Origin of the sequence: Actinomadura sp. NBRC 104425 (assembly GCF_030269545.1) — a bacterium.
Lineage (GTDB): Bacteria > Actinomycetota > Actinomycetes > Streptosporangiales > Streptosporangiaceae > Spirillospora > Spirillospora keratinilytica.
Genome location: NZ_BSTN01000018.1, coordinates 69810 through 94478, shown reverse-complemented (window position 1 = coordinate 94478; position 24669 = coordinate 69810). Strand labels below are relative to the sequence as shown.

Sequence of the window (24669 nt, the reverse complement as noted above, 5' to 3'; positions counted from 1 at the left end):
CGGTGCTCAGCGGTTGCCGCCGATCTTGGCGAGGGTGTCGTTGATGGCCTGGGTGATCAGCTCCATCTGCCGCAGGCTCTGGTTCTGGATGTCCTCGGACCGCTCGCCGGGCTCCGCCTCGCGCCGGGCCGCCGCGGCGGTCGCCGCCTTGACGCGCAGGTCCTCCAGCGCGGCGTTGACCGCCGTCACCAGCTGCTCGCCCAGCTTCTGCGCAGACAGCCGCATCGCCTTGTCGTCCAGGGCCACGCTCTTGATGCGGCCCGCGGCCTCGGCGACCACCTTGACCGCGCCGTCGGCCGCCTCGCCGACCCCCTCCAGCGCGTCGCCGTCCGCGGCCTCGGCGGTCTTGGCGGGACGGGGCGCCGTGCCGCCCTGCCGCATCGACTCCAGGGTCTCGCGCGCCTCGGCCAGCATCCGTTCCAGCTCCGCGCCCGAGAACTCCGCCACCCTCGTCCCCCTCCAAGATCGAATTCCGTCCGCCAGAGGAGCATATGACGCTGCATGGTCGGATACGGAGCCATTCCTTGGACGAATGGCGGACGTCCATGCCGCGCGGGCCGCCCGCACCGCCCGCACCGTCCGCGCCGGTCGGGACGCCGCGGGGCGCCATGGCGGTGATTAGGCTGGCGGTGACGAAGGGGAGGCAGGTGTCCGACGCAGGCTGGCAGGAGATCGTTCTGCGCGACATGGGAGTGTCCCAGCGCGGACTGGCCGCCCTCGATGCCCCGGAGCCGGACGGCGCCCAGCGCGAACCGGCACCCCGCCCCGCTCCGGTGGCGCAGCCGGAGGCCGCCCCGCCAGCGCCGTCCGGGCATCCGGGCGGCCCGACGCCGGGTGACGGGAGCAGCGGCGCCGAGCCGGGGCGCGGACCGCACCGCGGCGACCCGCTGCTCGTGCGGATGGGGCGGGGCGTGCGCAAGGCCGTCGGCGGCTCCGGAGCGTCCGGCGGCCATGCCCGTACCCAGGCCGAGACCGCGGAGATGCTGCGGCGTCCGGTGCCCGGCCTCCGGCGGCTCACGGTGGTCAGCGTGCGCGGCGGCGCGGGCAAGACCACCCTGGCGGCGCTGCTGGCGACCGAGCTGTCGCGGCACCGCACCGACCGCGTGCTGGCCGTGGACGCCGACGCCGAGCTCGGCTCGCTGCCGCCGCGGCTCGGGGTGCGGACCGAAGGCTCGCCGGCCGACCTGGTGGCACGCCGGCCCCGGACGTTCGAGGAGGCCGCGCCCTGCCTCGCCCGCGCGGGCGAGCGGCTGTGGGTGCTGTCGGCCGCCCGCAGCGGGCGCATCGCCGAGCGGTGCACCCCCGACGTGTTCGAGGCCGCGCTCGGCGCCGTCGCCGGTCACTTCGCCGCCGCGGTTGTCGACTGCGGCTCGGGCGTCCGCACCGACCTGCACCGAAGTCTCCTCGCGGGCACGCACGGCCTCGTCCTGGTCACGCCGGGCACGGTGGACGGCGCGCTGAGCGCCGGCGGTGCGCTGGAGTGGTTGCGCGACAACGGTCGGCAGGCGCTGCTGAGGCGCACCGTGGTGGCGACGGTGACGCACGCGCCGCGGGCGAGCGCCGACCTGGACCGCGCCGAGGAGATGCTCGGCCGGTGGGGGCTGCCCGTGGTGCACGTGCCGTACGACCGGCGGCTGGCGCTCGGCGGCGCGGTCGACGCCGGCAGGCTGTCCGGCGCGACCGGGACCGCCGTCGGACGCATCGCCTACGAGGTGTTCGCCCGTGCGATCGGCGCGCCGGAGGTGGGCGGGTGAGCCGCGACCTGGTCGCCGTGGTGCGCCGTCCGCCGGACGTGCGCGCGGTCGTCGACGGGCTGGTCGCCCTGGGGGTGCCGGTGGAGGTCCGCGGCGGCGACCCCGCGGCCACCCGGCTGTACGACTCCGCGGGACGGCTGATCGTCTCGATCGAGGCGCCGGTGCCGGTGGCCGTCCCCGGGGAGATCCGGCGTCTGCTGGGCGACGAGTTCGCCGGGCGGCTGGCGTCCGCGGACCGGCTGTGGTGGGTGGACGTCCGCGCGGCCGCCGACGTGCCGGAGGGCCCGAGGGTGGCCCGCCGCTTCGCCGACGCGCTGGTGCACTGGCTCGGCGGCGCGGTCCACCCCGACGGCGAGTGCGACGGTCCGCCGCTGAGCTGGCGCGCGACCGCGACGGCGGCCGAGGCGGCGACCGGGGCGGCGACCGGGGCGGTGACCGGGGCGGCGGGCGCCGGCGGGGCCGCCGCCACCGGCTGAGCACCGGTCCGCGGACATGGCGAAGGGCCGTACCGGTCGGTACGGCCCTGATGCGGAATCGTCAGTTGCTGAAGCGCAGGGTGTTGGTCACCTCGACGCCCAGTTCGCCCGCCGTGTTGTAGACCGAGCCGGTCCGGTCGCCGACGGAGCCGCCGCGCGCCCAGTACGACTGGGCGTAGACGATCGTGGAGTCCAGCGTCCAGGCGCGGGTCCAGCTGCTGGGCTCCTGGCTGAGCTGCGGCATCCCGCTGTCGTCGGACGGCTTGAGCAGGCGCGGCCAGCCCTCGGAGTAGACGGCCCGGCTGAGGCCGTTGGCGTCGGTCGAGCTGCCCGTTTGCACCACCGAGATGACGGTGACGATGGTGCGCGACGGGTTCGCGTACACCGCCGAGTACATCTGGTCGGTGCACGGGTAGAGGCGCAGCCGCTCCAGCATGGTGGAGTTGGCCCGCGCGGTGCACGAGTCGACGCGCGTCCCGACCCGCGTGAACGTGTTGCCGCGCGCGGTGCGGATGGTGGGCGTGAGCACGCCCTTCGGGTCGATGCCGCCGGCGCTGGTGGTCGGGGTGCTGTACGGCGAGTATGTGGACGACGTCGACACCGTGACCGGGGGCGAGGTCCGGTCGTCATCGTCGTCGCCGCTGGCCAGCACGACGACGACGCCGACGATCAGCACGAGCACCAGGAAACCGCCGCCGAGGAGCAGCGCGATGATGACACCGCCGGCGCCGTCGCTCTTGGGCGGCGGAGGCGGCTTGGAGATGCCGGGACCGAGCGGCGGCCCCTGCTGGGGCCCCGGCGGGTAGCCCGGCTGCCCGGGCCATTGAGGCGGCTGCATGGTCCCTCCGTATCGGCAGGTACAGGTCGAACGGTGAGGTTCCAGCGAGACATGGACGGCGCGGCGGTCAACAGACGCCCGTTTAGTCCCTATATGTCGCTGTTTCGGCCATCTCTTTCGATGCAGTCGAGGCGGCCGATGTTCATGGGACGCAACGTCGGCCGCGCCCGTTCCCCCGTCCGGAAAGAAACGTGAGGCGATGTTCGCGCCGGTCAGCGGCCGGAGTGGTGGGCCAGCAGCGCCGACAGCAGCCGCACCAGCTCGGCGCGTTCGTCGGGGGAGAGCGGGGCGAGCAGCTCGTCCTGGATCCCGGCGAGCACCTGGTCGAGGCTGTGCAGGCGGCGCGCGCCCTCGAGGGTGATGGTGATGACGTTGCGGCGCCGGTCGGCCGGGTCGGGCGAGCGGCGCACCAGCCCCTGGTCGGACAGCTCGTTCAGCATGGCGACGACGTCGCTGCGGTCGATGCCGGTGCGGCGGCCGAGCGCCGCCTGGCTGGCGGGGCCGAACTCCTCCAGGGCGGCCAGCAGCCGGTAGTGGTAGCCGCGGGCGCCGGCGGCGGCCATGCCCTCGGCGACCAGCCGCTGGGAGTGCAGCGAGACCTGGTTGATCAGCCAGCTCGCCGCGCCCTTCAGGCGGGCCGGGGTGCCGTCGTCGGCCGTGGCGCTCATGCCCGCCAGTCTAACGAGCCGTTGGTCGCACCCACGATCGCTGGTGCCGACGCGTCAGGACGGCCGCCGGGCGGACGTCAGATGCCGCATGACCTCGCGGTGGCGCCGCCACCCGTCGGGGGAGCGGCCGTCGCCGAGCGGGAAGAGGGTGACCGGCGCGTCCGGCGGGCCGATCTGCCGGCCGGGGATGCCGGGCGGGCCCGCGACGGCACCCGCCACGGCCAGCGAGACCACGGCGGGCTCGCCCGTCCAGCGCGGCTCGGCGGTCAGGTCGGCGCGGCCCGGGACGACCTGGGCCAGCAGCGAGGCCACCGGCTGCTCGGCGGCCAGCTCGGCGATCAGGGACGGCAGCCGCCCCAGCGGCGGCCGGTCGCCGGGGGCGTAGCCGACGGTGACGGTGGTCGTCTCGGTGGTCGCGCCCCTGCCCGCCGCGGTGAACTCGCACACCGCCTGGGCGGTGCGCGGGCCGTCGCCCATGACGACCAGCCGGGCCGAGGCGCGGCCGCGGACGTGCTCGGTGAACCGGTCGGGCTCCCAGGGGTGCGACAGGGGTTCGGCGGGACCCCACCCGGTCGGCGGGCGGCCGGTCAGCAGCCGCAGCAGACGGCCGGCGGCGCCGCCGAGGGTCTCGACGCGGCGGCCGTGCCGCGCGCGGTAGACCAGCGCGAGCTGCGCGCCGACCGGGGCGGCGGGACGGGTCTTGAAGCCCGGCGCGTAGTCGCGGGCATCGGGCACCGGGACGAACGCCGCGCCGTCCCATCGCAGCGGCCGTCCGGTCAGGCCCTCGTAGTAGCCGTCGCCGTCGCGCACCACCCATTGCGCAGTCCGCCCGGCCGCGACCGAGCGCAGCGGCAGCGACAGCCGCGTGCCGATCGGGGTGACGAGGTGCAGCGTGCGCCCGGACGCGGCGCAGTCGTCCAGTAGCCCGGCCAGCCAGGCGTGCAGTGCGACGAGGGGACGGTCCTGCAGCACGACCATCGCCTGGTCGGTGAGGGCGTCCACGATGCTCATCCTCAGCGGAGTCTAGCCATGCCATGGCGCCCCGCAGCGGCCGGAGCGGGCGGGTCGGCGACTTTGCTGTGAACTCCGTGACGGCTGTCCATTGTGTGCTGAAATGCTACGGATGCATAAATCGGTGGCGCCCCCGCGCGTGTACTTCGACAACGGTGCGGCCCCGCCCCCGGAACCCGGGCGGGACCGGCGCTGGCGCGTGCTCGGCTGGGCGTCCATCGCACTGTCGGCGCTGCTGGTGGTCGGCAGCCTGACCGCCTACGGCTTCTGGCGCCGGCTGGACGGGCAGATCACCCGCGAGAACGTCGACGACAAGCTGGGCGAGAACCGCCCGGCCAAGCTGAACAACTCCATCAACATCCTGCTGATGGGCTCCGACAGCCGCCAGGGCGAGAACGCCCGGTACGGCACCGAGCAGGGCGAGCGCTCCGACACCACGATCCTGCTGCACATCTCCCCGGGCGGCGACCGGGCCATCGGCCTCAGCTTCCCGCGCGACCTGATGGTGCAGCGCCCCTCCTGCAAGACGCGCAGCGGCGGCACGCAGCCCGGCGGCCTCAGCATGCTGAACGCGGCGTACGCGATCGGCGGCCCGGCCTGCACCTGGAAGACCATCGAGGCCATCACCGACATCCGCATCGACCACTACGTCGAGGTCGACTTCACCGGCTTCAAACGGGTCGTGGACGCGCTGGACGGCGTGGAGATCTGCGTGCCCAAGGCCGTCAACGACCCCAAGGCCGAGCTGTACCTGCGCGCGGGCCGGCAGACCGTCAACGGCGAGCAGGCCCTCGGCTACGTGCGCACCCGCACCGGCGGCCTCGGCGACGGCTCGGACCTGTCGCGCATCAAGCGCCAGCAGCAGTTCATGGCCTCGGTCGTCAAGAAGGCCACCAGCCAGGGCATGCTGACCGACCCCGGCAAGGTGTACGGGTTCCTGTCGGCCGTCACCAAGTCCATCAAGACCGACAGCCGGCTGACGCTGTCGGTGATGCAGCAGATCGCCGGCAGCCTGCAGGGCCTCAGCGCCGGCAAGGTGCGGTTCGTGACCGTCCCGGTGCAGGCGTATCCGGCCGACCCCAACCGCGTGCAGTTCAACAACGCGCAGGCCCGGCCGCTGTTCAAGGCGATCCGCCAGGACAACGAGGTCCCGCAGAGCAGCCCCGCGCCCAAGGCCGCGGCCGCGGGCCAGAAGAACGGGCGGGCCGGCGCGGCGAAGCAGGGCGCCGCGCAGCAGGCCGTCCCGGCGAACCAGGTGAAGGTCGTCGTGCTCAACGGGACGACCACCGACGGGCTGGGCCAGCGCGTCGCCGACCAGCTCGCCGAGAAGAAGTTCCAGGTCGTCGGGATCGGCAGCACCAAGGCCAAGTCCACCGCCCGCACGCAGATCCTCTACGGCACCGGCGCCGCACGGCACGCCGCCGCGCTGGCCGCCGTGCTGCCCGGACGGCAGCCGCGGCTGTCCGCGGCGGCCAAACCCGGCCAGGTCTACCTGGTAATCGGACGGGACGGGGCAAACGTCGCAGGAACGGCAGGCCAGGTGCCCAAGGTGGCCGGAGAGATCCGCGCTGACCAGGACGTTTGCGCCCAGACATGACCGGCACGCGGCCCGCGGGACAGGCGCGGGGGAAGGTAACAAGAGGGTGAATCCAGCGATGAACGCGAACAACCGGTCGATGGTCCGTCCGGCCGCGCTGTATCTTGGCGACGCTCACGAACCTTTCACTCACACTTGGCAATGACTCGACTGGACGTGACGGCTCCCCGCCCGTGACGACCGCGGGGCCGCGTGCGACCCCCCTGCCAACACCGCACGACGGCCCGCTCCCGGGAATGGACAGTTCTTGAAGGCCGACAGCCCCCCCGAACCCTTCGCCCTCCTGATGACCGTCTACGGCGGTGACCGGGAGGAGTACGTCCGGGACGCCTTCCGCAGCGCCGTGCACGACCAGACGCTCCGGCCCGACCAGGTCGTCCTCGTCCAGGACGGCCCCGTCTCGCCCGAACTGGAGTTCTGCCTGCGCGGGCTGATCGCCGACAGCCCGGTCGAGGTGACGTTCGTCCAGCTCCGGCACAACCGCGGCCTCGGCCCCGCCCTGGACGCCGGGCTGCAGGCCAGCCGGTTCGACATCGTGGCCCGCATGGACGCCGACGACGTGGCCATGCCGCACCGCTTCCAGCGGCAGGTCCCGCTGGTGCGCGACGGGGCCGACCTGGTGGGCGCCGGGCTGCTGGAGTTCGGCTCCGATATCGACGATGTGGTGGGGCGCCGCATCCCGCCGAGCGACCCCTGCGACATCGCCCGCTACTCGCGCCTGCACGACCCGTTCAACCATCCGACCGTCGTGTACCGGCGCAGCGCGGTCGTCGCCGTCGGCGGCTACGGCGACCTGCCGCTGATGGAGGACTACTGGCTGTTCATCCGCATGATCGCCAACGGGGCGCGGGTGGTGAACATCCCCGAGCCCCTGGTGTACTACCGCGTCGGCGACGGCGCGTACGAGCGGCGCGGCGGCCGCGAGCTGCTGCGCTCGGAACTGCGCCTGCAGCGCGAGATGTACCGCGAGGGCTTCATCAGCCGCCTGCAGTACTGGCGCAACGTCGCCATCCGGGGCGGCTACCGGCTGACGCCCACGCTGATCCGCCGCCCCGTCTACCGGATGCTCGTCGCCCCCTACGGCGCCCGCCGCAACCGCAACCGCGGCGTGCCCGATGTGCCGCCCGCCCCGCAGCAGGCCCCGAGCGCGGCCCCGCGCGGCGCGGCCGGGCGGTCCAAGTCGTCCCGCTACGTGCCCCGCCACGCCCGCGACCGGCGTGACGCGGTCGCGGGCGGCGGAAGCGAGGGCTGACCGGCCGTCAGGAGGGGGCCGGGCGCGTCCACAGGATGGGCTGGTCGTCGGTCTGGTCGGCGGTGCGGCCCACGCCGAGCAGCTTGCCCTTGAACACGGCGAGCCCGGTGACCTGCTGCTCGCCGTCGCCCGCCAGGCCCGTGCCGCCGGGCTTGTCCGCCGTCCAGTCCGAGCCGTTCGCCGCCGTCCACGCCACCACGTCCCCGGAGCCCGCCTCGCCGGTCGTGCCGGTGGCGGCGAAGCCCTTGCCGGTCGAGGCCAGCGCGGTCACGGTGACCTTGGCGTCGCCGCCCGGCGCCTCCAGCGGCTGCCACGTCTTGCCGCCGTCGGACGAGAAGTAGCCCAGCCACCCCAGGCCCTGCCCGGTGGCGGCGATCCCCGCGGCCACCAGCATGTTGCCGCTGGCCGCGACGTGCGTGAAGTGCGCCTCCTTCGTGCCGCCCGGCAGCGACAGCACCTGCAGCGTCCACTGCCTGCCGTCCGTCGACGTCCACACGCCGGGGCGGTTGCCCGCCTTCGGGTCGCGGACGCCGCCGACGGCGACGTAGCCGAACGGTCCGCCGGTCACGTCGAGCATCCACCGGGTGTCGCCGTTCCGGCTGTTCAGCGCGCCGTCCAGACCGGCGTCGGAGTTCGAGGCGCGGCCGCGCTCCCAGTTCTTCAGGTCGGCGGAGAACCAGGCGGCGGCCGACCTGCCCTCGGTGCCGACCACCACGTAGCCGGCCTTGCCGGACGCCGCCGCGTTGGTCGTCGGCACCGCCCGGGAGCTGCCGCGGAACGCGTTGGCGGTGTCGGCGGCCTGCCAGTTGGCCCCGTCGGCGGACGTGACGACCAGCGGGCGCCGCGGCGCGACCTGGTCGTAGCCGACGGCCAGCCAGCCGGCGCCGCCCGAGGTCACGTCCAGGAGCTGCTGCGAGCCCGGCCGGGTGAAGGCGGCGCCGAGCCCCTGGGCGGGCTGCCACCTGCCGCCGTCCTGGGATGTCCACACGGCCGCGTCGCCCGCCGCGCTGCCCACGGCCACCGCGCGGTCGCCGGACGCGCCGACCGCGACGACCGAGTGGTCGGAGCGGACCGCGCCGGGCACCTTGGCCAGGTCGACGGGCAGCTGGCGGCCGCCGTCGTCCCACACGCCGAGCAGCGGGTCGGTGTCGCCGCCGCCCGGCTCGGTGCCGACGAGCACGGTCTGCTCCCCGGCCAGCGCCGCGTCGATGACCTCGCGGCCCGGCTGGGCGGCCAGCGTCCCGGCGTCGCGCCAGGACCGGCCGTCGGAGCTGCGCGACAGCAGCACGTCGCGGCCGCGCGTGACGACGGCGGCGAAGCCCTTGTCGTCGCCGAGCAGCTGCTTGGTCACCCGGTAGCCGGACGACCGCAGCTCGCCCGCCCGGGTCCACGAGACGCCGTCCTTGGAGGTGAACGCCTGGCCGTGCGCGGAACCGCCGGTGCCGAGCTCGCGCACCGCGACGAACCCGGCCGGGCCGCCGCCGATGATCAGGCCGCGCGAGCCCTTGGGCACCGGGACCTCGGAGTTGGTCCAGGTGCGGCCGCCGTCCTGCGAGCGCCACACCCTCCGGTACGGGGTCTTGCGGCCGGTGCGCGGGGTGACCAGCGCCTCCAGCAGGATGGCGTCGCCGTTGGAGGCGGCCGTGACCAGCCGCAGGTCGGCGTCGCGGACCTGCAGGCCGATCTGGTCGCCCGAGCGCGGCTCCCAGCGGCGGCCGTCGCTGGACAGCCACACGGCCGGGACCGCGTCGGTGAAGTCGCCCTTGGCGGAGGTCTCGCCGACGGCCAGGTAGCGGCCGCCCGCCGCCACGATCCGGGTGACCCGGGTGTTGCCGCCGAACACGTCGCCGACCGCGTCGGGCTGGCGCTGCCACTCCCGGCCGTTCTCGCTGGTCCACACCGCGCCGCCGGTCACCCGCGAGCCGATGGCCACCCAGCCGCGCGCCGATCCGCCCACGGCGGACGGGACGTCGCCGGCGCGGGGCGCGGCGCCGTCGGCGCCGCGCACCTGGGCGGTGTTGAACGTGCGGCCGCCGTCGGTGGAGAACAGGAACACGCCGCGCGAGCCGCGCACGCCGGTCTCGCCGCCCACCGCGACCACGGTGGAGCCGGACGCGGCGACACCGGTGATGCTCTGCTCGTACCCGTCGGTGCGGGCGGTGGCGTCCACCGGGAAGACCGATCGGGCGAGCTGGGCGCCGGGGCCGCCGCCGCCATCGTCGTCTCCGCCGAGGTTGGACACGGCCACGAAGCCGCCGGCGACCAGCGCCGCGGCGGCCAGCCCGGCGCCGGCGATGAGCGCGATCCGCTTGCCGAGCCTGCCGCGCTTCTTCTTGCCCTTGGGGACGGTGCGCCACGGCTCGTCGATGTGCGGCGGTGGCGCCACCGGCTTGGGCGCGGGCAGCCCCAGGTCGAACCGCGTCTCCGACAGGTCGGGCGCGTTCTGCTCGTGGCCGGGGATCTCCTGGGCGTAGGGGAACGGCGTCGGCTGCGGCTTGTTGTCGGGGATCTCCTGCGGGAACGGGAACGGCGCCGCGGGCTGCTGGTTCGCCGACGGCGGCGCCGGAGGCTGGTGCGGCGCCGGCGTCGGCCCGGGGGCGGGCGGAGCGGACGACGCGTCCGGCAGCGCGTAGTAGGGGAACGGCATGGGCGGGGCCGGCGGCTGAGCCGTGGGGGTGGGCGCGGCCAGCGGGGTTCCCGGGATCTGCTGCGCGTAGGGGAACGGCGCGGGTTCGTCCGGCTCCCCGGGCGCGGGCTGCGGCGGGAGCGGAGGCTGCTCGGCCGGCTCGTCCTTCGACAGCCGCGGGCGGTCGACGCGGGTGCGCTCCAGGTCCTCCTCGTCGTCGCCATCCTCGGCCGCGGAGGCGGCCTCGCTCTTCGACGGGGGCCACGGGGACAGGTCGGTGACGGTCTCGTCGGACGACGGCTGGGCGGCCGGCGACGCGGCGGCGGCCTTGGCCGGATACACGTCGGTGCGGGTGGCGTCGGCATCGTCGCCGCTCTCGCCGCCGTCCTGCGCGGCGCCGGAGTCGACGCGGGTGGCCTCGCCGTCGAAGCGCACGGCCTCGCCGTCGGAGCGCGTGCTCTCGCTGTCGAAGCGCATGGTCGTGGCGCCGGCGGCGGGCATGGCGCCCGCGTCGGAGCGCGTGGTCTCGCCCTCGGAGGGCGCGACCTCGTCGTCGGCGTCGTCGCCGCCGAACGGCGGCGGGGGCACCTCCGGCAGCAGGGGAGCCTCGGCCTGCGAATCGCCCTCGGTGAGCCACCGCGGCGGGGGCGGCGCCGCCGCGTCCTGCGGGGCCGCCGCGTCCTGCGGGTTCGACGCCTGCTGCTGGTCGCGGCCCGGCTCGCCGTCCGGGGTCCTGGGTGCGGTCACGCCCGTCTCCAGTGATCGTGTGACGCCCGACTGTGCGCGCCTCAAAGTATGCGCGCTCGATGCCCATCGAAAAGGTTCGTCACGGATCATATCGGCGGCGCCGCGTGAAACGGTCTTGCCGGGCAGTGCCCGGCGGCACATCCGTTGCCGAGAACGGCCTGTGACAGGCAGGAACGTGCGTCAGACCGTTTTTCGATTTTCGTAAAGGCGGCATGTTGCGGACCACATGACCGGGTGGTTTAGCGGGTGCGTCCCGCCGAGCGGCACTTGGCGCCCGAACAGCGGGTCAGCGCGTACATCAGGCCCGACAGTTCCTGCGCGCGCTGCGGCGGGATCGCCTTCGCGCGGTTGTCCAGGGCGTGCGGGTCGCGTGCCAGGTCGTAGTACTCGCGCTCGCCGTTGGCGTATTCGACGTACAGCTCGTTCTCGGTGCGCAGCGCGTTGTAGGTCGGGGGCGCGCCGGGTCCGGAGTCCTGCCGGTCGGGGTCCTCGCGGCTGGGCGGCGGCTTGACGTGCTCGATCAGCGCCACATTCCGCCAGTCGTCCGGATCCTTGCCGCGCAGGAACGGCACCAGGGAGCGTCCGTCGGTCGCGGCGGGAACGGCCGCGCCCGCAAGTTCCAGGAACGTCGGGGCGATGTCGGTGTTCTGCGCGAGGGCGTCGGTGGTGCGGCCCGCCGGGACGCCCGGGCCGGTGACGACGAACGGCACCCTGATGTCGGTGTCGTAGGCCGTCATCTTTCCGCCCGCCAGCCGGTACTGGCCCAGGTGGAAGCCGTTGTCGGAGCCGAAGACCAGGTAGGTGTCGCGGGCGTGACCGGCGGTGGCGAGCGCCTGCTGGATGCGGCCGATGAGCTCGTCCACCGCCTGCACCATGCGGACCCGGTCGCGGAAGCCGGCGTCGATGCGGGCGATGCCGGGCTTGCGCAGCCGGGGCCGCGACCGCAGCCAGGACGGCTTGTCGGAGTTGTCCGCTTCGTTGAAGGACGGCGGCCGGGGCGCCGTCACCTGCGGGAAGGCTTGGCTGTGGCGGGGCGCGGGAACGAACGGGCCGTGCGGTGCGAACGTGGCGACCTGCAAGAAGAACGGTTTGCGGTCGGCCGCGGCGCGCTGGATGAAGTCGACGCTCTTGTCGGCCAGCACGTCGGTGAGGTAGTCCTGCGGGCGGTTGCCGTAGTGGACGAGCCTGCCGTTCTCGTTCAGGTTGTAGTTGTACTCGGGGTAGCCGTTGCCGGTGACGGCCCACTCGTCCCAGCCCGGCGGCACGTACGGGCGCGACCCGCCCTGGGGGTCGCCGGGGAGGTAGCCGTTCAGGTACTTGCCCATGAGGGCGGTGCGGTAGCCGGCGTTGTGCAGGGCCGGGGCGTAGGACGCCTGCTCGCCGCCGCGCGCCTTGAACACGCCGTACCCGCCGTCGGGCGGGAAGTTGGTGCGCACGCCGGTGTTGTGCGGATACCGCCCGGTGAAGATGGTCGCGCGGGACGTGCAGCACAGCGAGTCGGCGACGATGAACTTGTCGAACGTGGTGCCCTTGGCCCGCATGTCCTGCACGCGCCGCATGTGCGGCACCAGGTCCCAGGACAGGTCGTCGGTGAGCACGAAGACGATGTTCGGCTTCTTCGGCAGCGGGGCGACCGAGGGGCGGTCGCCGCCGAACGGGGACAGGCCGATGCCCAGGCATCCCGCCAGGCCGAGCGTGAGCGCCGACAGCAGTGCGACGACGAGAGGAAGACGGGCGGTGCCGAGACGCCTAGGCCGGTACAAGTCCCGAGTCTCCTCTCCGGCGGGGATCGCCCAGTAAGCGTATTAGCTCCCTCAGGAGTGCTCCGAATGCGTAATCAGTGACAAAGAAGGCCGAAACGGGCATGCGGGTCGGGTGTTTTGGCATCATGCCGGGTGGCGAGGGAGTTGATCGTGGACCTGCGAGCACGCGGACCGCTGTCGTCGTTCGGCGGTCCCCACGGCAGGGCCGGCGCGCCGGTCAGCGCGCTGGCGGCGCTCGTGGTGCTGGCCGGGCTCGCGGGCATGCACGCCCCGCACCCGGGCTGGGCCGACGCGGGCGGACGGAGCAGGCCCCAGGCCGGACGGCCTGCGCCCTCAGCGAAAACCCCGCGGGCGCCCGCGCCGCCGGTGCCGAGCCCGGCGCAGACCGCGACACCGTTCACCGCGCCCGGGTACTCGCCCGTCAAGCCGGTGATCGGCGACTACTTCGCCGACCCGACCGTTGTGAAGGTGGCGGGCACGTACTACGCCTACGGCACCAACAGCCCCGACGCGATGATGCCGGTGGCCACGGCCCCGTCGCCGACCGGGCCGTGGACCCGCAGGCCGGGCGACGGCCTGGCGCGGCTGCCGTCGTGGGCCGCGCCCGGGTGGACGTGGGCGCCGGAGGTCGTGCCGCCCCGTCCGGGCGGCCGCACCTACCTGCTGTACTTCTCCGCCCGCCGCAACGACCGCGACATGCAGTGCATCGGCGTGGCCACCTCGACCTCGCCCGCGGGCCCGTTCGTCCCGCTGGACGGCGGGCCGCTGGTGTGCCCGACCGACCTCGGCGGCGCGATCGACCCCGCCTCCTACATCGCCGAGGACGGCACCCGCTACCTGCTCTACAAGACCGACGCCCGCAGCAAGGCCGCGATATACCTCGTCCGGCTGACCGCCGACGGGCTGCGTCCGGCGGGCCCGCCTCAGCGCATCCTCGGCCGCGGAGCCGGCGAACCCGTCCTGGTGGAGGCCCCCGACCTGGTGCGGCGCGGCGGCAAGTACGTGCTGTTCTACTCGGCCGGCTGGTACTTCGACTCCTCCTACCAGACCCGGTACGCGGTCGCCTCGTCGATCGAAGGCCCGTACGAGAAGGCCGCCGGGCCGCTGCTGTCGACCGGCGGGTACGGCGGCCGGGTGCGCGGGCCGGGCAGCGTCGACGTGCTCGCCGACGCCGGCGGCGACTACCTGGTCTTCCACGGCATCCGGCAGCGGCTGGGCGGCTCGAAGGTGAACCGGGGCATGTACGTGGCCGCGCTCGGCTGGGACGGCGCGCGGCCCGTGGTGCGCGGCGCGCCGGTCCGCTACGAGGCCGAGCGGGCGCGGCTGAACGGGTGCGCGACGCCGCTGCGCCGCCCCCGGGCGTCCGGCGGCGGGGCCGCCGGGCCGTCGGGCGGTCCGGGCTGCTCGGTGGACGTCGCGGTGTTCGCGCCGGTTGCCGGGCGCTACTCGGTGCGGATCCAGTACGCCAACTGGTCGGGCGGCAGGGCGCGCCTGGAGGTGGCGGTGAACGGGGCGGCGCCCGCGCCGGTGAGCCTGCGCAGGACGAAGAAGGGCTCCTGGACGTCGGCGACCGTCCAGCGCGACTTGAGCGCCGGATGGAACACGCTGGGCCTGCGGCGCCTGGACGGCGGCGGCCAGATCGACTACGTGGAGGTGCGGTAGGGGCCGGTCCGCTCCAGCAGGGTGAGCATGCCGCCCCGGAACCGCCACTGCCCGGCCACCCGCCACGGCCCCGTGGCCAGGACCATCTGCTCGCGCCGCCACACCACGTCGCCCGGGTGCGTGACGATCGACCTGGTGCGCATCACCCAGACGCGCCGCGAGCGGATGAGCGGGCCGCGTAGCTGGCGGGGGAGCAGGTCGCGCCCCTTGAGGTTCTCGGCCCGCACCGGGGACTGCGCCTGCCCGATGTCGCGCAGCCGTCCGAAGGCGCGCGGATAGGCCGCCGCGCCCCACCGGGCGATGCCCGCCAGGTAGACGATGGCGTCGCCGTCGCGTGCGTGGTTGCGCACGGCCTGGGCGGCGGCCCGGAAGTCGTCGGGGCGGCTGTCCTGCCGCCGGATCGCCACGTGCTGGGGCACCGAGACGGCCGCCACGGCCGCGGCCGCCGCCGTCACGGCCGCCGCGCCGACCGCCGGGCGCCCGAGCGCGCCGAGACGCGCCAGGCCCGCGCCGGTCAGCAGAGCCAGGGCGGGGACGCAGAAGAAGACGTAGCGCTCGGTGTACATCGGGTCGGACACCAGCGAGACGACCACCAGCACCGCCGGGGGCAGCACCAGCCACGGCACGGCCAGCGCGGTCAGCGGGGCCGTGCCGCGCGGCCGCCGTCCCGCGACCGCGCCGAGCACCGCCAGCGCCAGCACCGGCGCGACCAGCCACCGCCCGCCGGTCAGGAACTCCGGCAGCTTCTCGGCGGTCTGCCACGTCGGCGTGCGCAGCCAGTCGATCTGCACCTTCTGTCCGGAAGCGGCCAGCCCGAACGGCACGAGCGGCACCGCCGCGACGGCCACCGCCGCCGACCAGCCCGCCCACACCCGCCCGGCGCGCGCCGGCCCTCTGTGCGCCGCCAGCAGCGTGACGGCGTGCGCGGGCACCAGCAGCACGCCGTCCAGGTTCAGCAGCCCCAGCAGCACGACGGCGGGCGCGTAGGCGGCGAACCAGAGCCACGGCCGCCGCGCGTTCCGCTGCACGGCCCGCACCAGCAGGTAGGAGGCGAGGACGGCGGCCGCGGCCACCATGGCGTACGAGCGCGCCTCCTGCCCGTACCGCGACACCGTGACGCCGCCCGCGTACGCCAGCCCGGCCAGCAGTCCGGCGAGCGGGCCGCAGCAGCGGCGCCCCAGCACCGCGACCCCGGCGGCGGCCGCCGCGGTCGCCAGCGCGCTGGGCAGTCGCAGCGACAGCTCGCCCGTGCCGAACACCGCCGCCCACGGACGCATGATCAGGTAGTAGGCGGCGTGGACGAGGTCCAACCGGTCGAAGACCGGCAGCAGGTCCGCGACGGGACGCCCGGCCAGGCTGACCGTGGCGGACTCGTCCAGCCAGAACGACGGCCCGCCGATACCCGCGAGCGTCACCGCCAGCGCGGCCGCCGCGGGCAGCAGCGGCATCAGCCGGAGCGCCCGGGACGGCGCGCGATGGTCCACGGCGCGCACGTGTTGATCAGACGTCGCGTGGGACATCTGGGGATCATGCCGAAGAATGCGGCGGTTCGTCCACGGAGTGCGACGCCTTGCGCACGGCGTTCGCCTCCGCGTTCCCCTCCGTTTCCACGCCCGCGCCGCCCTTCACGTCCACTCCCACGTCGCGCAGCAGCGCCGCCGTCGGCCGGGGCCGGGACAGCACCCCGTCCTTGAGCCCGCGGAGCAGGGCGCGGCGCAGCACCCGGCGGTCGGAGGACGCGGCGAACGTGCGCGACCAGCGCCGCAGCGTCGACCCGGCGTACAGCACGCGCTCCGGCGGCGACAGCCCCGGACTGCCGGTGAACAGCCAGATCTTGTTGCGGACCTCGTAGAAGAAGCGGTCGCCCGGGTCGGTCTCGGTCCCGCCGAACGCCCGGGTCTTGTGCACGACCACGCTGTCCGGGCACAGCACTCCGCGGCGGCCGCGCAGCAGCCGGGTGGTGAACTCGAAGTCGTCGTTCCACAGGAAGTAGTCGGCGACCGGCAGCCCGCGCTCGCGCACGGCGGCCGCGTCCACCAGCACCGACACGAACGACGCGGACCGGATCGGCACGCACCCCGCCGCCTGCGCGATCCGCCGTTCGGCGGCCGTGGCGCGGGGCTTGGCGCGTGGTGTGTTCATCGGATGGTCGCGGCCGTCGCTCCACACGACCCGGCTGGCGACCAGCGTGGGCGCGCCGTCGCCGGCGGTGGCGCGGTCGCGCGCCGAAAGCAGCGCCTCCAGCGCGCCGGGCTCGGGGACGGTGTCGTCGTCCAGCAGCCACAGCAGGTCGGCGTGCCCGTCCAGCGCCCGCGCCATGCCCGCGCCGAACCCGCCCGCACCGCCGATGTTGCGGGGCAGCTCCAGCAGCTCGACGCCCGGGAACCGGTCGCGCACCATCGCCGCGGTGCCGTCGGAGGAGGCGTTGTCCACCACGACGATCCGGTCGGGGGCGCGGGTCTGGGCGCGCAGCGCGGTCAGCGACTCGGCCAGCAGGTCGCGCCGGTTGAAGGTGACGACGACGGCCGTCACCGCGACGCTCACGAGGTGCGCCTTCCGGCGGCGCGGCGGGCGGCCCGCTGCAGCCCGGGCGACGGCGACGCGGCCGTCTCGATGAGCCGGTCCAGGTTGTGCCGCACGTTCGCCAGCTCGCTGTGCAGGTGGGCCAGGCCGATGCGCTCATTGGCCTCGCAGATGCGTTCCAGCAGGTAGGCGGCGACGGCGACGGACGCGGTGGCGATCTGCTCGTCCGGCACGTCCCCGGGCAGCAGCGTGGCCCGCGGGGACCGCGAGGTGGTCAGCTCGTCCAGGTCGCCGACGATCCGGTAGCCGGACGCGCGCAGCGAACCGGCCAGCTCGCGGGTGCGGTCGGCGGCCCAGGCGGCGTGCCGGGCGGGCAGGCCCATCGGGGTGCGGCCGGCGTCCTCGGCGGCGTCGGCCAGCCCGGCGCCGACCAGGTGGTCGCGCACGGCCCGCTCGTAGTCGGCGCCCAGCGCGGGCCCGATCTTGACGTTGAGGCGGCGCAGCAGTTCGGCCTCGACCACCGTCAACGGCTCCTCGGCGGGGATGCCCGCCACGTCGTAGGCGTCCGGGTCGAGCCCGGTGACCCGGCAGAACCGCCGCCACAGCTGCTCGGGGCCCGGCCCCGGCGGCGGCAGCGTGATGACGTGGATCCGCTCGCGCGGCACCGCCGACTCCCACGTGCGCAGCACCCGCACCGGGTCGTGCAGGCCCCAGAACATCGGCCCGTACGGTTCGGGCGCGGCGATGCCCAGCTCGACCAGGTCGTCGACGAACTGCTCGAAGGTGATGGTGTGGGCGTGCCGCAGCTGCGCCTGCCAGTCCAGGATCAGCTGCCAGCCCAGGTCGCGGGTGATGAACACCACGTGCACCTCGGCCGGCTCCAGCGCGGCCACGGCCCGTTTCACCTGCTCCTCGGTGGCGCCGCCGAGCAGCTCCTGGGAGAACAGCACGGTGGGCCCGTCCCAGTCGCGGGCGCGGCGGGCCACGCGCTGCCAGGCGCCGTCCCAGGCGGGGTCGCGGCGGCCTCCCCACGACATCTCGCGCAGGTCCATGACCGCGCCGAAGTGCTCCCCCGGCCCGCCGAGCGGGTAGCAGGCCCCGGAGTCGCCGAGCCGCGCCCGGTTCTTCCACAGCGCCCGCTGCAGGAAGTCCGCGCCGGCGCTGGGCGCGCCGACGTGCAGGAAGACGGACTTTGCGGGTCGTTGCTTCGCGGGTCGTTGTTCGGCGGATCGTTGTTCGGCCATGTGCGCGTTCACCTTCACTCGCTGCCGGCGCGGTCGTCCCGGGCCGCGCCGGCGTCCGGCCGGGCGCCGGTCCGGGCCTGGATGCGGCGGTAGGCGCCGCCCAGCCGCCGGACCGCAGGGTAGCGCCGCATGCCGAGGGCGGCGCGCGTGGTGAGCGGGGCGGCGTCGCGGGCCATCCGCGCGGTCAGGTCGCCCAGCGCGGCCGCGTCGTTGGACAGCTCCTCGAGGCGTTCGCGGACGGTCGCGTCACCGCCGGGCGCCTCCGCCGCCTGCCGCTCGCGCTCCAGCAGCCGCCCCAGCAGCGCGGCGACCGCGTCGGTGCCCACGTCGGCGGCCTCGGCCCAGCGCGGGACGTCCGGCGGCGGCGCGGGCGGTGCGCCGGGCGGGGTCTCGTAGTTGGGGATCAGCTCGTACAGGTCGCCGACGACGCGGTAGCGGGCCGCACGCAGCGCCTCCACCGTCTCCACGGCGCGTTCCACCGCCCAGGGCAGATGCTCGGCGGGCAGTCTGATCTTGATGGGGGAGGGGCGCCGGGTGAGCACCTCCTGCGCCAAGAACAGCTTGACCTCGTCGTTGAAGACGTGCCAGCCGACCCGGCCCTCCAGCCCCTCGTTCAGCAGCCGCAGGAACTGCGTCTCGGCCAGGCCCAGCGACGGGTTGGCGAACGTGGCGGACAGGTCGCAGACGTCGGGGTCCAGGCCGACGGCTTCGCAGAACCGCCGCCACAGCAGGTCGCGGGGCGCGCCGGGCCGCGGCAGCGTGACGACGTGGACCCGCTCGGGCGGCAGCCGCCCACCCCACCGGGCGAGCACCGCGACCGGGTCCTGCAGCCCCCAGAACAGCCGCGCGGCCTCGAAGTTCTCCCAGTCGGGCCGCGACAGCGCGTCCACGAACTCCTCGAACGTCCAGGTGAAGCGGTTCTTGACGTCCTCCTGCCAGTGCGCCGGGATCTGCCGGCCCAGGTCCCGGGCGGTGAACAGGATGTGCACCTCGGCGAAGTCCAGGTCGTCCAGCGCCTGCGCCACCCAGCGCGGATGGGCGGGGGCGAACAGCTCCTGGGAGATGACGGTCGTGCCGGGCCAGTCGCGCGCGGCGTCCACCAGTTCGCGCCACGCGCCGCGCACCGTCGGGTCGCTGGCGCCGCGGAAGAACGTGCGGCGCAGGTCGAAGGCGGCCCTGACGTGGGCGGCGAAGTCGCGGCCCGGGTACAGCACGCCCTCGGCGCGCAGCCGCTCGCGGTTGTGCCACAGCACCGTCTGCAGGTACGTGGTGCCGCTCTTGGCCGCCCCCACGTGCAGGAAGACCACGGGACGGTCGCCCGAGGGCACGCTGCCGGAAGGGGTCGGGGGCACGGAGATCCTCGTTGACGTACGCGTCGACGTGCGAATCCTCACGCCCGCCGACGGCTGATCCGCACGGACTTGCACTTGTACCAGTGGAACCCCGGGTATCTTAGCCCCGAATCAGTACCGATCGGCCGATAGCAGGCCCTGGCAGACCCCCGAAGCCCCCCGCGGAGACGGCGTCGTCCTGTGAATGTTGATCTAGTAGTGGCCGGGTCCGGCTTCTTCGGGCTCACGGTGGCCGAACGCTGCGCCGCCGAACTGGGCCTGCGGGTGCTGGTGCTGGAGCGCCGCGGCCACATCGGCGGCAACGCCTACAGCGAGCCCGAACCAGAGACCGGCATCGAGGTGCACCGCTACGGCGCGCACCTGTTCCACACCTCCAACGAGCGGGTGTGGGAGTACGCCCGCCGGTTCACCGAGTTCACCGGCTACCGGCACCAGGTGTACACGACCTTCAAGGGCCGGGTGTACCCGATGCCCATCAACCTGGGCACGATCTGCGCCTACTTCGGCCGGGTGTTCACCCCCGACGAGGCGCGCGCGCTGATCGCCGGGCAGGCGGCCGAGGTGTCCGACCCGGCCAACCTGGAGGAGAAGGCGATCTCGCTGATCGGGCGGCCGCTGTACGAGGCGTTCATCCGCGGGTACACGGCCAAGCAGTGGCAGACCGATCCGCGGGAGCTGCCGGCGGAGGTCATCACCCGGCTGCCGGTGCGGTACACCTTCGACAACCGGTACTTCAACGACACCTACGAGGGGCTGCCGGTCGACGGGTACACCGCGTGGCTGGAGCGGATGGCCGACCATCCGCGCATCGAGGTGCGGCTGAACACCGACTTCCTCGACGTGCGCGACGACGTGGTGGGCAACGTGCCGGTGGTGTACACCGGGCCGCTGGACCGCTACTTCGGCTACGTGCACGGCGAGCTGGGATGGCGCACCCTGGACTTCGAGACCGAGGTGAAGGAGACCGGCGACTTCCAGGGCACCGCGGTGATGAACTACGCCGACGAGGACGTGCCGTACACGCGGATCCACGAGTTCCGGCACTTCCATCCCGAGCGCGACTGGTATCCGCCGGACCGGACGGTCATCATGCGGGAGTACTCGCGGTTCGCCGCGCGCGACGACGAGCCCTACTACCCGATCGGCACCCCCGCCGACCGGGACCGGCTGCTGGCCTACCGGCGGCTGGCGCGCGGCGAGCAGGGCGTGCTGTTCGGCGGGCGGCTGGGCACCTACAAGTACCTGGACATGCACATGGCCATCGCCAGCGCGCTCAGCATGGTCGACAACAAACTGCGCCCCCACTTCACGGAGGGAGCGCGTCTCGTGACCGGAGGAGCAGACGAGTGACCGAGGTGACCGGCGCGCCCGACGCGCCCGCCGATCTGCGCGTGCTGCAGCGCGTGGTGCTGCCCGTGGACCGCGACCTGGACGTGCTCAAGCTGTACGTGGAGGGCCGCATCGCCCGGGGCGCCGAGGCGCTGGAGGCCGCACGCGCCGCCGAGAACGACATCGCGCGGGCCGCCGAGCTGCCGCTCGACGTCGCCGCCGAGGACGTGGGGCGCCGCACCGTCGTCGTCCCGATCGGCCGCCGCGTGTCGTTCGCCACCTACTTCAACGCCTTCCCGGCCAGCTACTGGCGGCGCTGGACCAGCGTCGAGGACGTGCTGCTGCGGGTGCGGGTGCGCGGCCAGGCCAACGTGATCGTCTACCGGTCGTCCGCCAAGGGCCACATCCAGCGGGTGGCGTCGGTGCGCATCGACTCCGACGAGCCGCGCGAGGAGACGTTCCGGCTGTCGCTGCAGCCGTTCATCGACGGCGGCTGGTACTGGTTCGACGTGCTGGCCGGGGAGCGCACCGCCGTGCTGGAGCGGGCCGACTGGTGCGCCGAGCCGGACGGGGCGCAGCCGGTCCGGCAGGGCCGGGTCAGCGTGGGCATCACCACGTTCAACCGGCCCTCGTTCTGCGTGGACCAGCTGATCGCGCTGGGCGGCGCACCCGAGGTGCTGGACGTCCTCGACGCGATCTACGTCGTCGACCAGGGCACGCAGAAGGTCCGCGACCACGAGAACTTCCCGCGCGCCGCGGAGCTGCTCGGCGAGCGGCTGCGCGTCATCGAGCAGGCCAACCTGGGCGGCTCGGGCGGCTTCTCCCGCGCCATGGACGAGACGCTGCGCGCCGGCCGCAGCGACTACGTCCTGCTGCTCGACGACGACGTGGTCACCGAGACCGAGGGCATCCTGCGCGCGGTGGCGTTCGGCGACCACGCCCGCACGCCCACCATCGTCGGCGGGCACATGTTCAACCTGTTCGTCCGGTCGCAGCTGCACGCCTACGGCGAGAGCATCCAGCGGTACCGGTGGTGGTGGGAGGAGGCGCCGCACACCCGGCGCGAGCACGACTTCGCCCGCCCCGCCAATCCGCTGACGGCCAAGCAGGCCAGCACCGGCAGCCTGCTGGAGACGCCCTGGCTGCACCGCCGCGTCGACGTCGACTACAACGGCTGGTGGATGTGCCTGATCCCGGTCGACGTCATGCGCAAGATCGGGCTGTCCATGCCGATGTTCATCAAGTGGGACGACGCCGAGTACTGCGTGCGCGCCGGCGCCGCGGGCTTCCCGACCGTCTCGCTGCCCGGCATGGCCGCCTGGCACGTCCCGTGGCAGGACAAGGACGACGGCATCGACTGGCAGGCCTACTTCCACGAGCGCAACCGGCTGGTGACCGCGCTGCTGCACTCGCCCTACGAGCGGGGCGGCAACCTGCTCAAGGAGAGCCTGATCATCTCGATCAAGCACGCCCTGGCCATGCAGTACTCCACCGCCGAGCTGATGCTGCAGGCGATCGAGGACGTGCTGCGCGGACCGGACCACATGCACGCCGAGATCGCCGGAAAACTGCCGCAGATTTTGGCGTTCCGGGCCGCCTTCCCCGACGCGCAGAACCGCTCCAGCCACGAGGAGTTCCCGCAGGTCAAGCGGCGGCGGCCGCCCAAGCGGGGGCGCGAGCCGCGGCCCCCGCGCGGCCGCGCCGCGCTGCTGGTCGGCGCCGCGCTCGGCACCCTGCGGCAGCTGCGCCCGGTGGACGCCGCGACCCGCGAGAACCCGCAGACCGTCATCCCGCACATCGACCGGCACTGGGGCGTGCTGTCGAAGTTCGACAGCGCCCTGGTGTCGTCGGCCGACGGCACGAAGGTGGCCTGGTACCAGCGCGACCCCGACCGGTTCAAGCGCATCATGAAGCGGACGTCGCTGCTGCACGCCCGGCTCACCCGCGAGTGGCCCGAGCTGAGCCGCCGCTACCGCGCCGCCATGCACGACCTGGCCGCCCCCGAGACCTGGCGCCGGACCTTCGACGCCGCGGACGCCGGGGACCGATGACGGCGGCTGCGCCGCGGGTCGCCGCCGACGGGCTGCGCCCGCCCGAGGCCGACGGCGGGCTGGCGCAGGTGTTCCGGCGCCGCTACCTGCTGCGGCTGCTGGTGCGCCGGGAGCTGAAGGCCCGCTACAAGGGGTCGCTGCTGGGGCTCGGCTGGTCGTACGTGCGGCCCGCCGTGCACTTCACGGTGTACTTCTACGTCATCGGCGTGTTCATGGGCATGGACCGGGCGGTCCAGCACTTCCCCGTCTACCTGTTCTCCGGGATGGTGCTGGTCAACCTGTTCACCGAGACGCTGCACTCGTGCACCCGCTCGGTCACCGGCAACGCGCCGCTGGTGAAGAAGGTGTTCCTGCCGCGCGAGCTGTTCCCGGTGGCGTCGCTGCTGGTGTCGCTGGTGCACTTCCTGCCCGGCTTCGGCATCCTGCTCGCCGCGTCGGCGGCGTACGGGTGGCGGCCGACGCCGGCCGGGCTGGGCGGCGCCGTGCTGGCCTTCGCGATCGTGGTGGTGCTGGGGCTGGGCCTCGGGCTGATGTGCGCCGCGGTCAACGTGTACTTCCGGGACCTGGAGCAGGTCGTCGACATCCTGATGATCGTCATCACCTGGACGGTGCCGATGATCTACCCCTGGACGCATGTGCGCGACCAGGCCCCGGACTGGGTGCTGGACGCCTATCTGGCCAACCCGCTGGTCTCGGCGGTCAGCCTGTTCCAGCGGGCGTTCTGGTTCCCCGGCACCCGGCAGGACTTCGCCTTCCCGCCCGACCTGTACGCTCGGGCCGCGGTGTCGCTGGCCGTGGCGGCGGCCGTGCTGGCGGCCGGGAGGCTGCTGTTCGCCCGCGCCCAGCGCCGCTTCGCCGAGGAGCTGTAGCCGTGAGCAGTGACGCGACAGGCGGCGCCCGGAACGGCGCAGCCGTGAACGGCGGCGGAGCGGACGTCCCTCCGTCGATCGTCATCGACCGGGTCAGCAAGCGGTTCACGCTGCGGCACGCCCGCTCCATCAAGGAGATGACGGTGCGGGCGATGCGGCGGGAGAAGCTGTCGGAGACCTTCAACGCGCTGGACGACGTCAGCCTGACCGTGCGGCCCGGCGAGACCGTGGCGCTGATGGGGCTGAACGGCTCGGGCAAGAGCACCCTGCTCAAGCTGATCTCCGGGGTGATGCGGCCGGACCGCGGCCGGGTGCTGGTGCGCGGCCGCATCGCCGGGCTGATCGACGTCGGCGCGGGCCTGCACCCCGAGCTGACCGGCCGGGAGAACGTTTACCTCAACGCGGCCATCCTCGGCATGGGCGAACGGGAGATCCGCGCGAAGTTCGACCAGATCGTCGAGTTCTCCGGGGTGCAGCGGTTCCTCGACAACCAGGTGAAGTTCTACTCGTCCGGCATGTTCATGCGGCTGGCGTTCGCCATCGCCGCGCACACCGAGCCGGACATCTTCCTCATCGACGAGGTGCTGGCCGTCGGCGATCCGCCGTTCAGGGAGAAGTGCCTGGCCCGCATCCGCGAGCTGCGCGGCGAGGGCCGCACCATGGTGATCGTCGCGCACGACATCCGGATGCTGACCCAGCTGTGCGATCGCGGCGTGATGATGCGGGACGGCCGCAAGGTCTTCGACGGGGACGTGGCGGAGGCCGGCGCGCTGTGGCGCGAGGACCGGCAGGCCCGCCGGCTGGCGGCCACCAGCGGCCACGGCGGGACGCCCGGTCCCGGCGGCACCGCCGGACATAATGGGACGGCTTCCTGATTCTGCCGCGATGACGGAACGCATCGACAGAT

Annotated in this window: 19 protein-coding genes; 9 read left to right on the top strand and 10 right to left on the bottom strand. The window is 74.0% G+C overall.

All coding sequences use genetic code 11. The features are described from left to right. Window positions 1-6: 6 nt before the first annotated feature. A complete protein-coding gene (locus tag QSK22_RS24050) occupies window positions 7-447 on the bottom strand; it encodes a YbaB/EbfC family nucleoid-associated protein (RefSeq protein ID WP_285496607.1) in 441 nt (146 codons plus the stop codon). Window positions 448-647: 200 nt separating this feature from the next. Between QSK22_RS24050 and QSK22_RS24045 the strand changes: the two genes are divergently transcribed. Continuing rightward, on the top strand, window positions 648-1754 hold the full coding sequence (locus QSK22_RS24045) for a CpaE/TadZ family protein (RefSeq protein WP_285496606.1): 1107 nt from the start codon (window positions 648-650) through the stop codon (window positions 1752-1754). Next, window positions 1751-2230, top strand: a complete 480-nt coding sequence (locus tag QSK22_RS24040; RefSeq protein WP_285496605.1) for a hypothetical protein — start codon at window positions 1751-1753, stop codon at window positions 2228-2230. The genes QSK22_RS24045 and QSK22_RS24040 overlap by 4 nt, the downstream gene beginning before the upstream one ends. A 61-nt stretch (window positions 2231-2291) precedes the next feature. Here QSK22_RS24040 and QSK22_RS24035 read toward each other — a convergent pair whose 3' ends face one another. The 3 genes from QSK22_RS24035 to QSK22_RS24025 all read right to left on the bottom strand — a co-directional run bounded on the left by QSK22_RS24035 (window position 2292) and on the right by QSK22_RS24025 (window position 4747). After that, a complete protein-coding gene (locus QSK22_RS24035) occupies window positions 2292-3068 on the bottom strand; it encodes a hypothetical protein (protein ID WP_285496604.1) in 777 nt (258 codons plus the stop codon). A 212-nt stretch (window positions 3069-3280) separates the two neighbouring features. Further along, the gene (locus QSK22_RS24030; protein ID WP_285496603.1) at window positions 3281-3736 is read right to left on the bottom strand and encodes a MarR family winged helix-turn-helix transcriptional regulator; all 456 of its coding nucleotides are present in this window, start codon (window positions 3734-3736) and stop codon (window positions 3281-3283) included. Window positions 3737-3790: 54 nt separating this feature from the next. After that, window positions 3791-4747 carry a DUF6177 family protein gene (locus QSK22_RS24025; protein WP_285496602.1) on the bottom strand — a complete coding sequence of 319 codons (957 nt, stop codon included), beginning with the start codon at window positions 4745-4747 and terminating at the stop codon, window positions 3791-3793. 112 nt (window positions 4748-4859) lie between these two features. On the opposite strand from QSK22_RS24025, the gene QSK22_RS24020 reads away from it, so the two are divergent. Continuing rightward, window positions 4860-6344: an LCP family protein gene (locus QSK22_RS24020; protein ID WP_285496601.1), complete on the top strand. Its 1485-nt coding sequence runs from the start codon at window positions 4860-4862 to the stop codon at window positions 6342-6344. Between the two features lie 247 nt (window positions 6345-6591). Beyond that, window positions 6592-7596 (top strand): glycosyltransferase, encoded by a 1005-nt coding sequence (locus QSK22_RS24015; protein WP_285496600.1) that lies wholly within the window; start codon window positions 6592-6594, stop codon window positions 7594-7596. Window positions 7597-7603: 7 nt separating this feature from the next. On the opposite strand, the gene QSK22_RS24010 is transcribed toward QSK22_RS24015, so the two are convergent. Together QSK22_RS24010 and QSK22_RS24005 are read right to left on the bottom strand one after the other, a co-directional pair. Continuing rightward, the gene (locus QSK22_RS24010; RefSeq protein WP_285496599.1) at window positions 7604-10969 is read right to left on the bottom strand and encodes a hypothetical protein; all 3366 of its coding nucleotides are present in this window, start codon (window positions 10967-10969) and stop codon (window positions 7604-7606) included. A gap of 239 nt (window positions 10970-11208) precedes the next feature. Further along, on the bottom strand, window positions 11209-12732 hold the full coding sequence (locus tag QSK22_RS24005) for a sulfatase family protein (RefSeq protein WP_285496597.1): 1524 nt from the start codon (window positions 12730-12732) through the stop codon (window positions 11209-11211). A gap of 150 nt (window positions 12733-12882) precedes the next feature. Here QSK22_RS24005 and QSK22_RS24000 point away from each other — a divergent pair, with 150 nt between their 5' ends. Then, the gene (locus QSK22_RS24000) at window positions 12883-14394 is read left to right on the top strand and encodes a family 43 glycosylhydrolase (protein WP_285496596.1); all 1512 of its coding nucleotides are present in this window, start codon (window positions 12883-12885) and stop codon (window positions 14392-14394) included. Here QSK22_RS24000 and QSK22_RS23995 read toward each other — a convergent pair. From QSK22_RS23995 to QSK22_RS23980, 4 genes are read right to left on the bottom strand one after another with little or no spacing between them, the layout of a single operon-like run. Continuing rightward, window positions 14376-15914, bottom strand: coding sequence for a glycosyltransferase family 39 protein (locus QSK22_RS23995; RefSeq protein WP_285496595.1), 1539 nt, complete (start codon window positions 15912-15914; stop codon window positions 14376-14378). The two genes, QSK22_RS24000 and QSK22_RS23995, sit on opposite strands and share 19 nt — an antisense overlap. Before the next feature lie 7 nt (window positions 15915-15921). Beyond that, the gene (locus QSK22_RS23990; protein ID WP_285496594.1) at window positions 15922-16938 is read right to left on the bottom strand and encodes a glycosyltransferase; all 1017 of its coding nucleotides are present in this window, start codon (window positions 16936-16938) and stop codon (window positions 15922-15924) included. After that, a complete protein-coding gene (locus QSK22_RS23985) occupies window positions 16935-18161 on the bottom strand; it encodes a hypothetical protein (protein WP_285496593.1) in 1227 nt (408 codons plus the stop codon). The genes QSK22_RS23990 and QSK22_RS23985 overlap by 4 nt, the downstream gene beginning before the upstream one ends. A gap of 14 nt (window positions 18162-18175) precedes the next feature. Then, a complete protein-coding gene (locus QSK22_RS23980; protein WP_285496592.1) occupies window positions 18176-19513 on the bottom strand; it encodes a hypothetical protein in 1338 nt (445 codons plus the stop codon). 198 nt (window positions 19514-19711) lie between these two features. Between QSK22_RS23980 and glf the strand changes: the two genes are divergently transcribed. The 4 genes from glf to QSK22_RS23960 are packed head-to-tail and all read left to right on the top strand — an operon-like array spanning window position 19712 to window position 24637. Then, the gene (gene glf / locus QSK22_RS23975) at window positions 19712-20863 is read left to right on the top strand and encodes a UDP-galactopyranose mutase (protein ID WP_285496591.1); all 1152 of its coding nucleotides are present in this window, start codon (window positions 19712-19714) and stop codon (window positions 20861-20863) included. Next, the gene (locus QSK22_RS23970; RefSeq protein ID WP_285496590.1) at window positions 20860-22893 is read left to right on the top strand and encodes a glycosyltransferase; all 2034 of its coding nucleotides are present in this window, start codon (window positions 20860-20862) and stop codon (window positions 22891-22893) included. Before glf ends, QSK22_RS23970 begins: the two co-directional genes overlap by 4 nt. After that, window positions 22890-23762 carry an ABC transporter permease gene (locus QSK22_RS23965; RefSeq protein WP_285496589.1) on the top strand — a complete coding sequence of 291 codons (873 nt, stop codon included), beginning with the start codon at window positions 22890-22892 and terminating at the stop codon, window positions 23760-23762. Before QSK22_RS23970 ends, QSK22_RS23965 begins: the two co-directional genes overlap by 4 nt. Before the next feature lie 2 nt (window positions 23763-23764). Next, window positions 23765-24637 (top strand): ABC transporter ATP-binding protein, encoded by an 873-nt coding sequence (locus QSK22_RS23960; RefSeq protein ID WP_285496588.1) that lies wholly within the window; start codon window positions 23765-23767, stop codon window positions 24635-24637. Window positions 24638-24669: the final 32 nt, after the last annotated feature.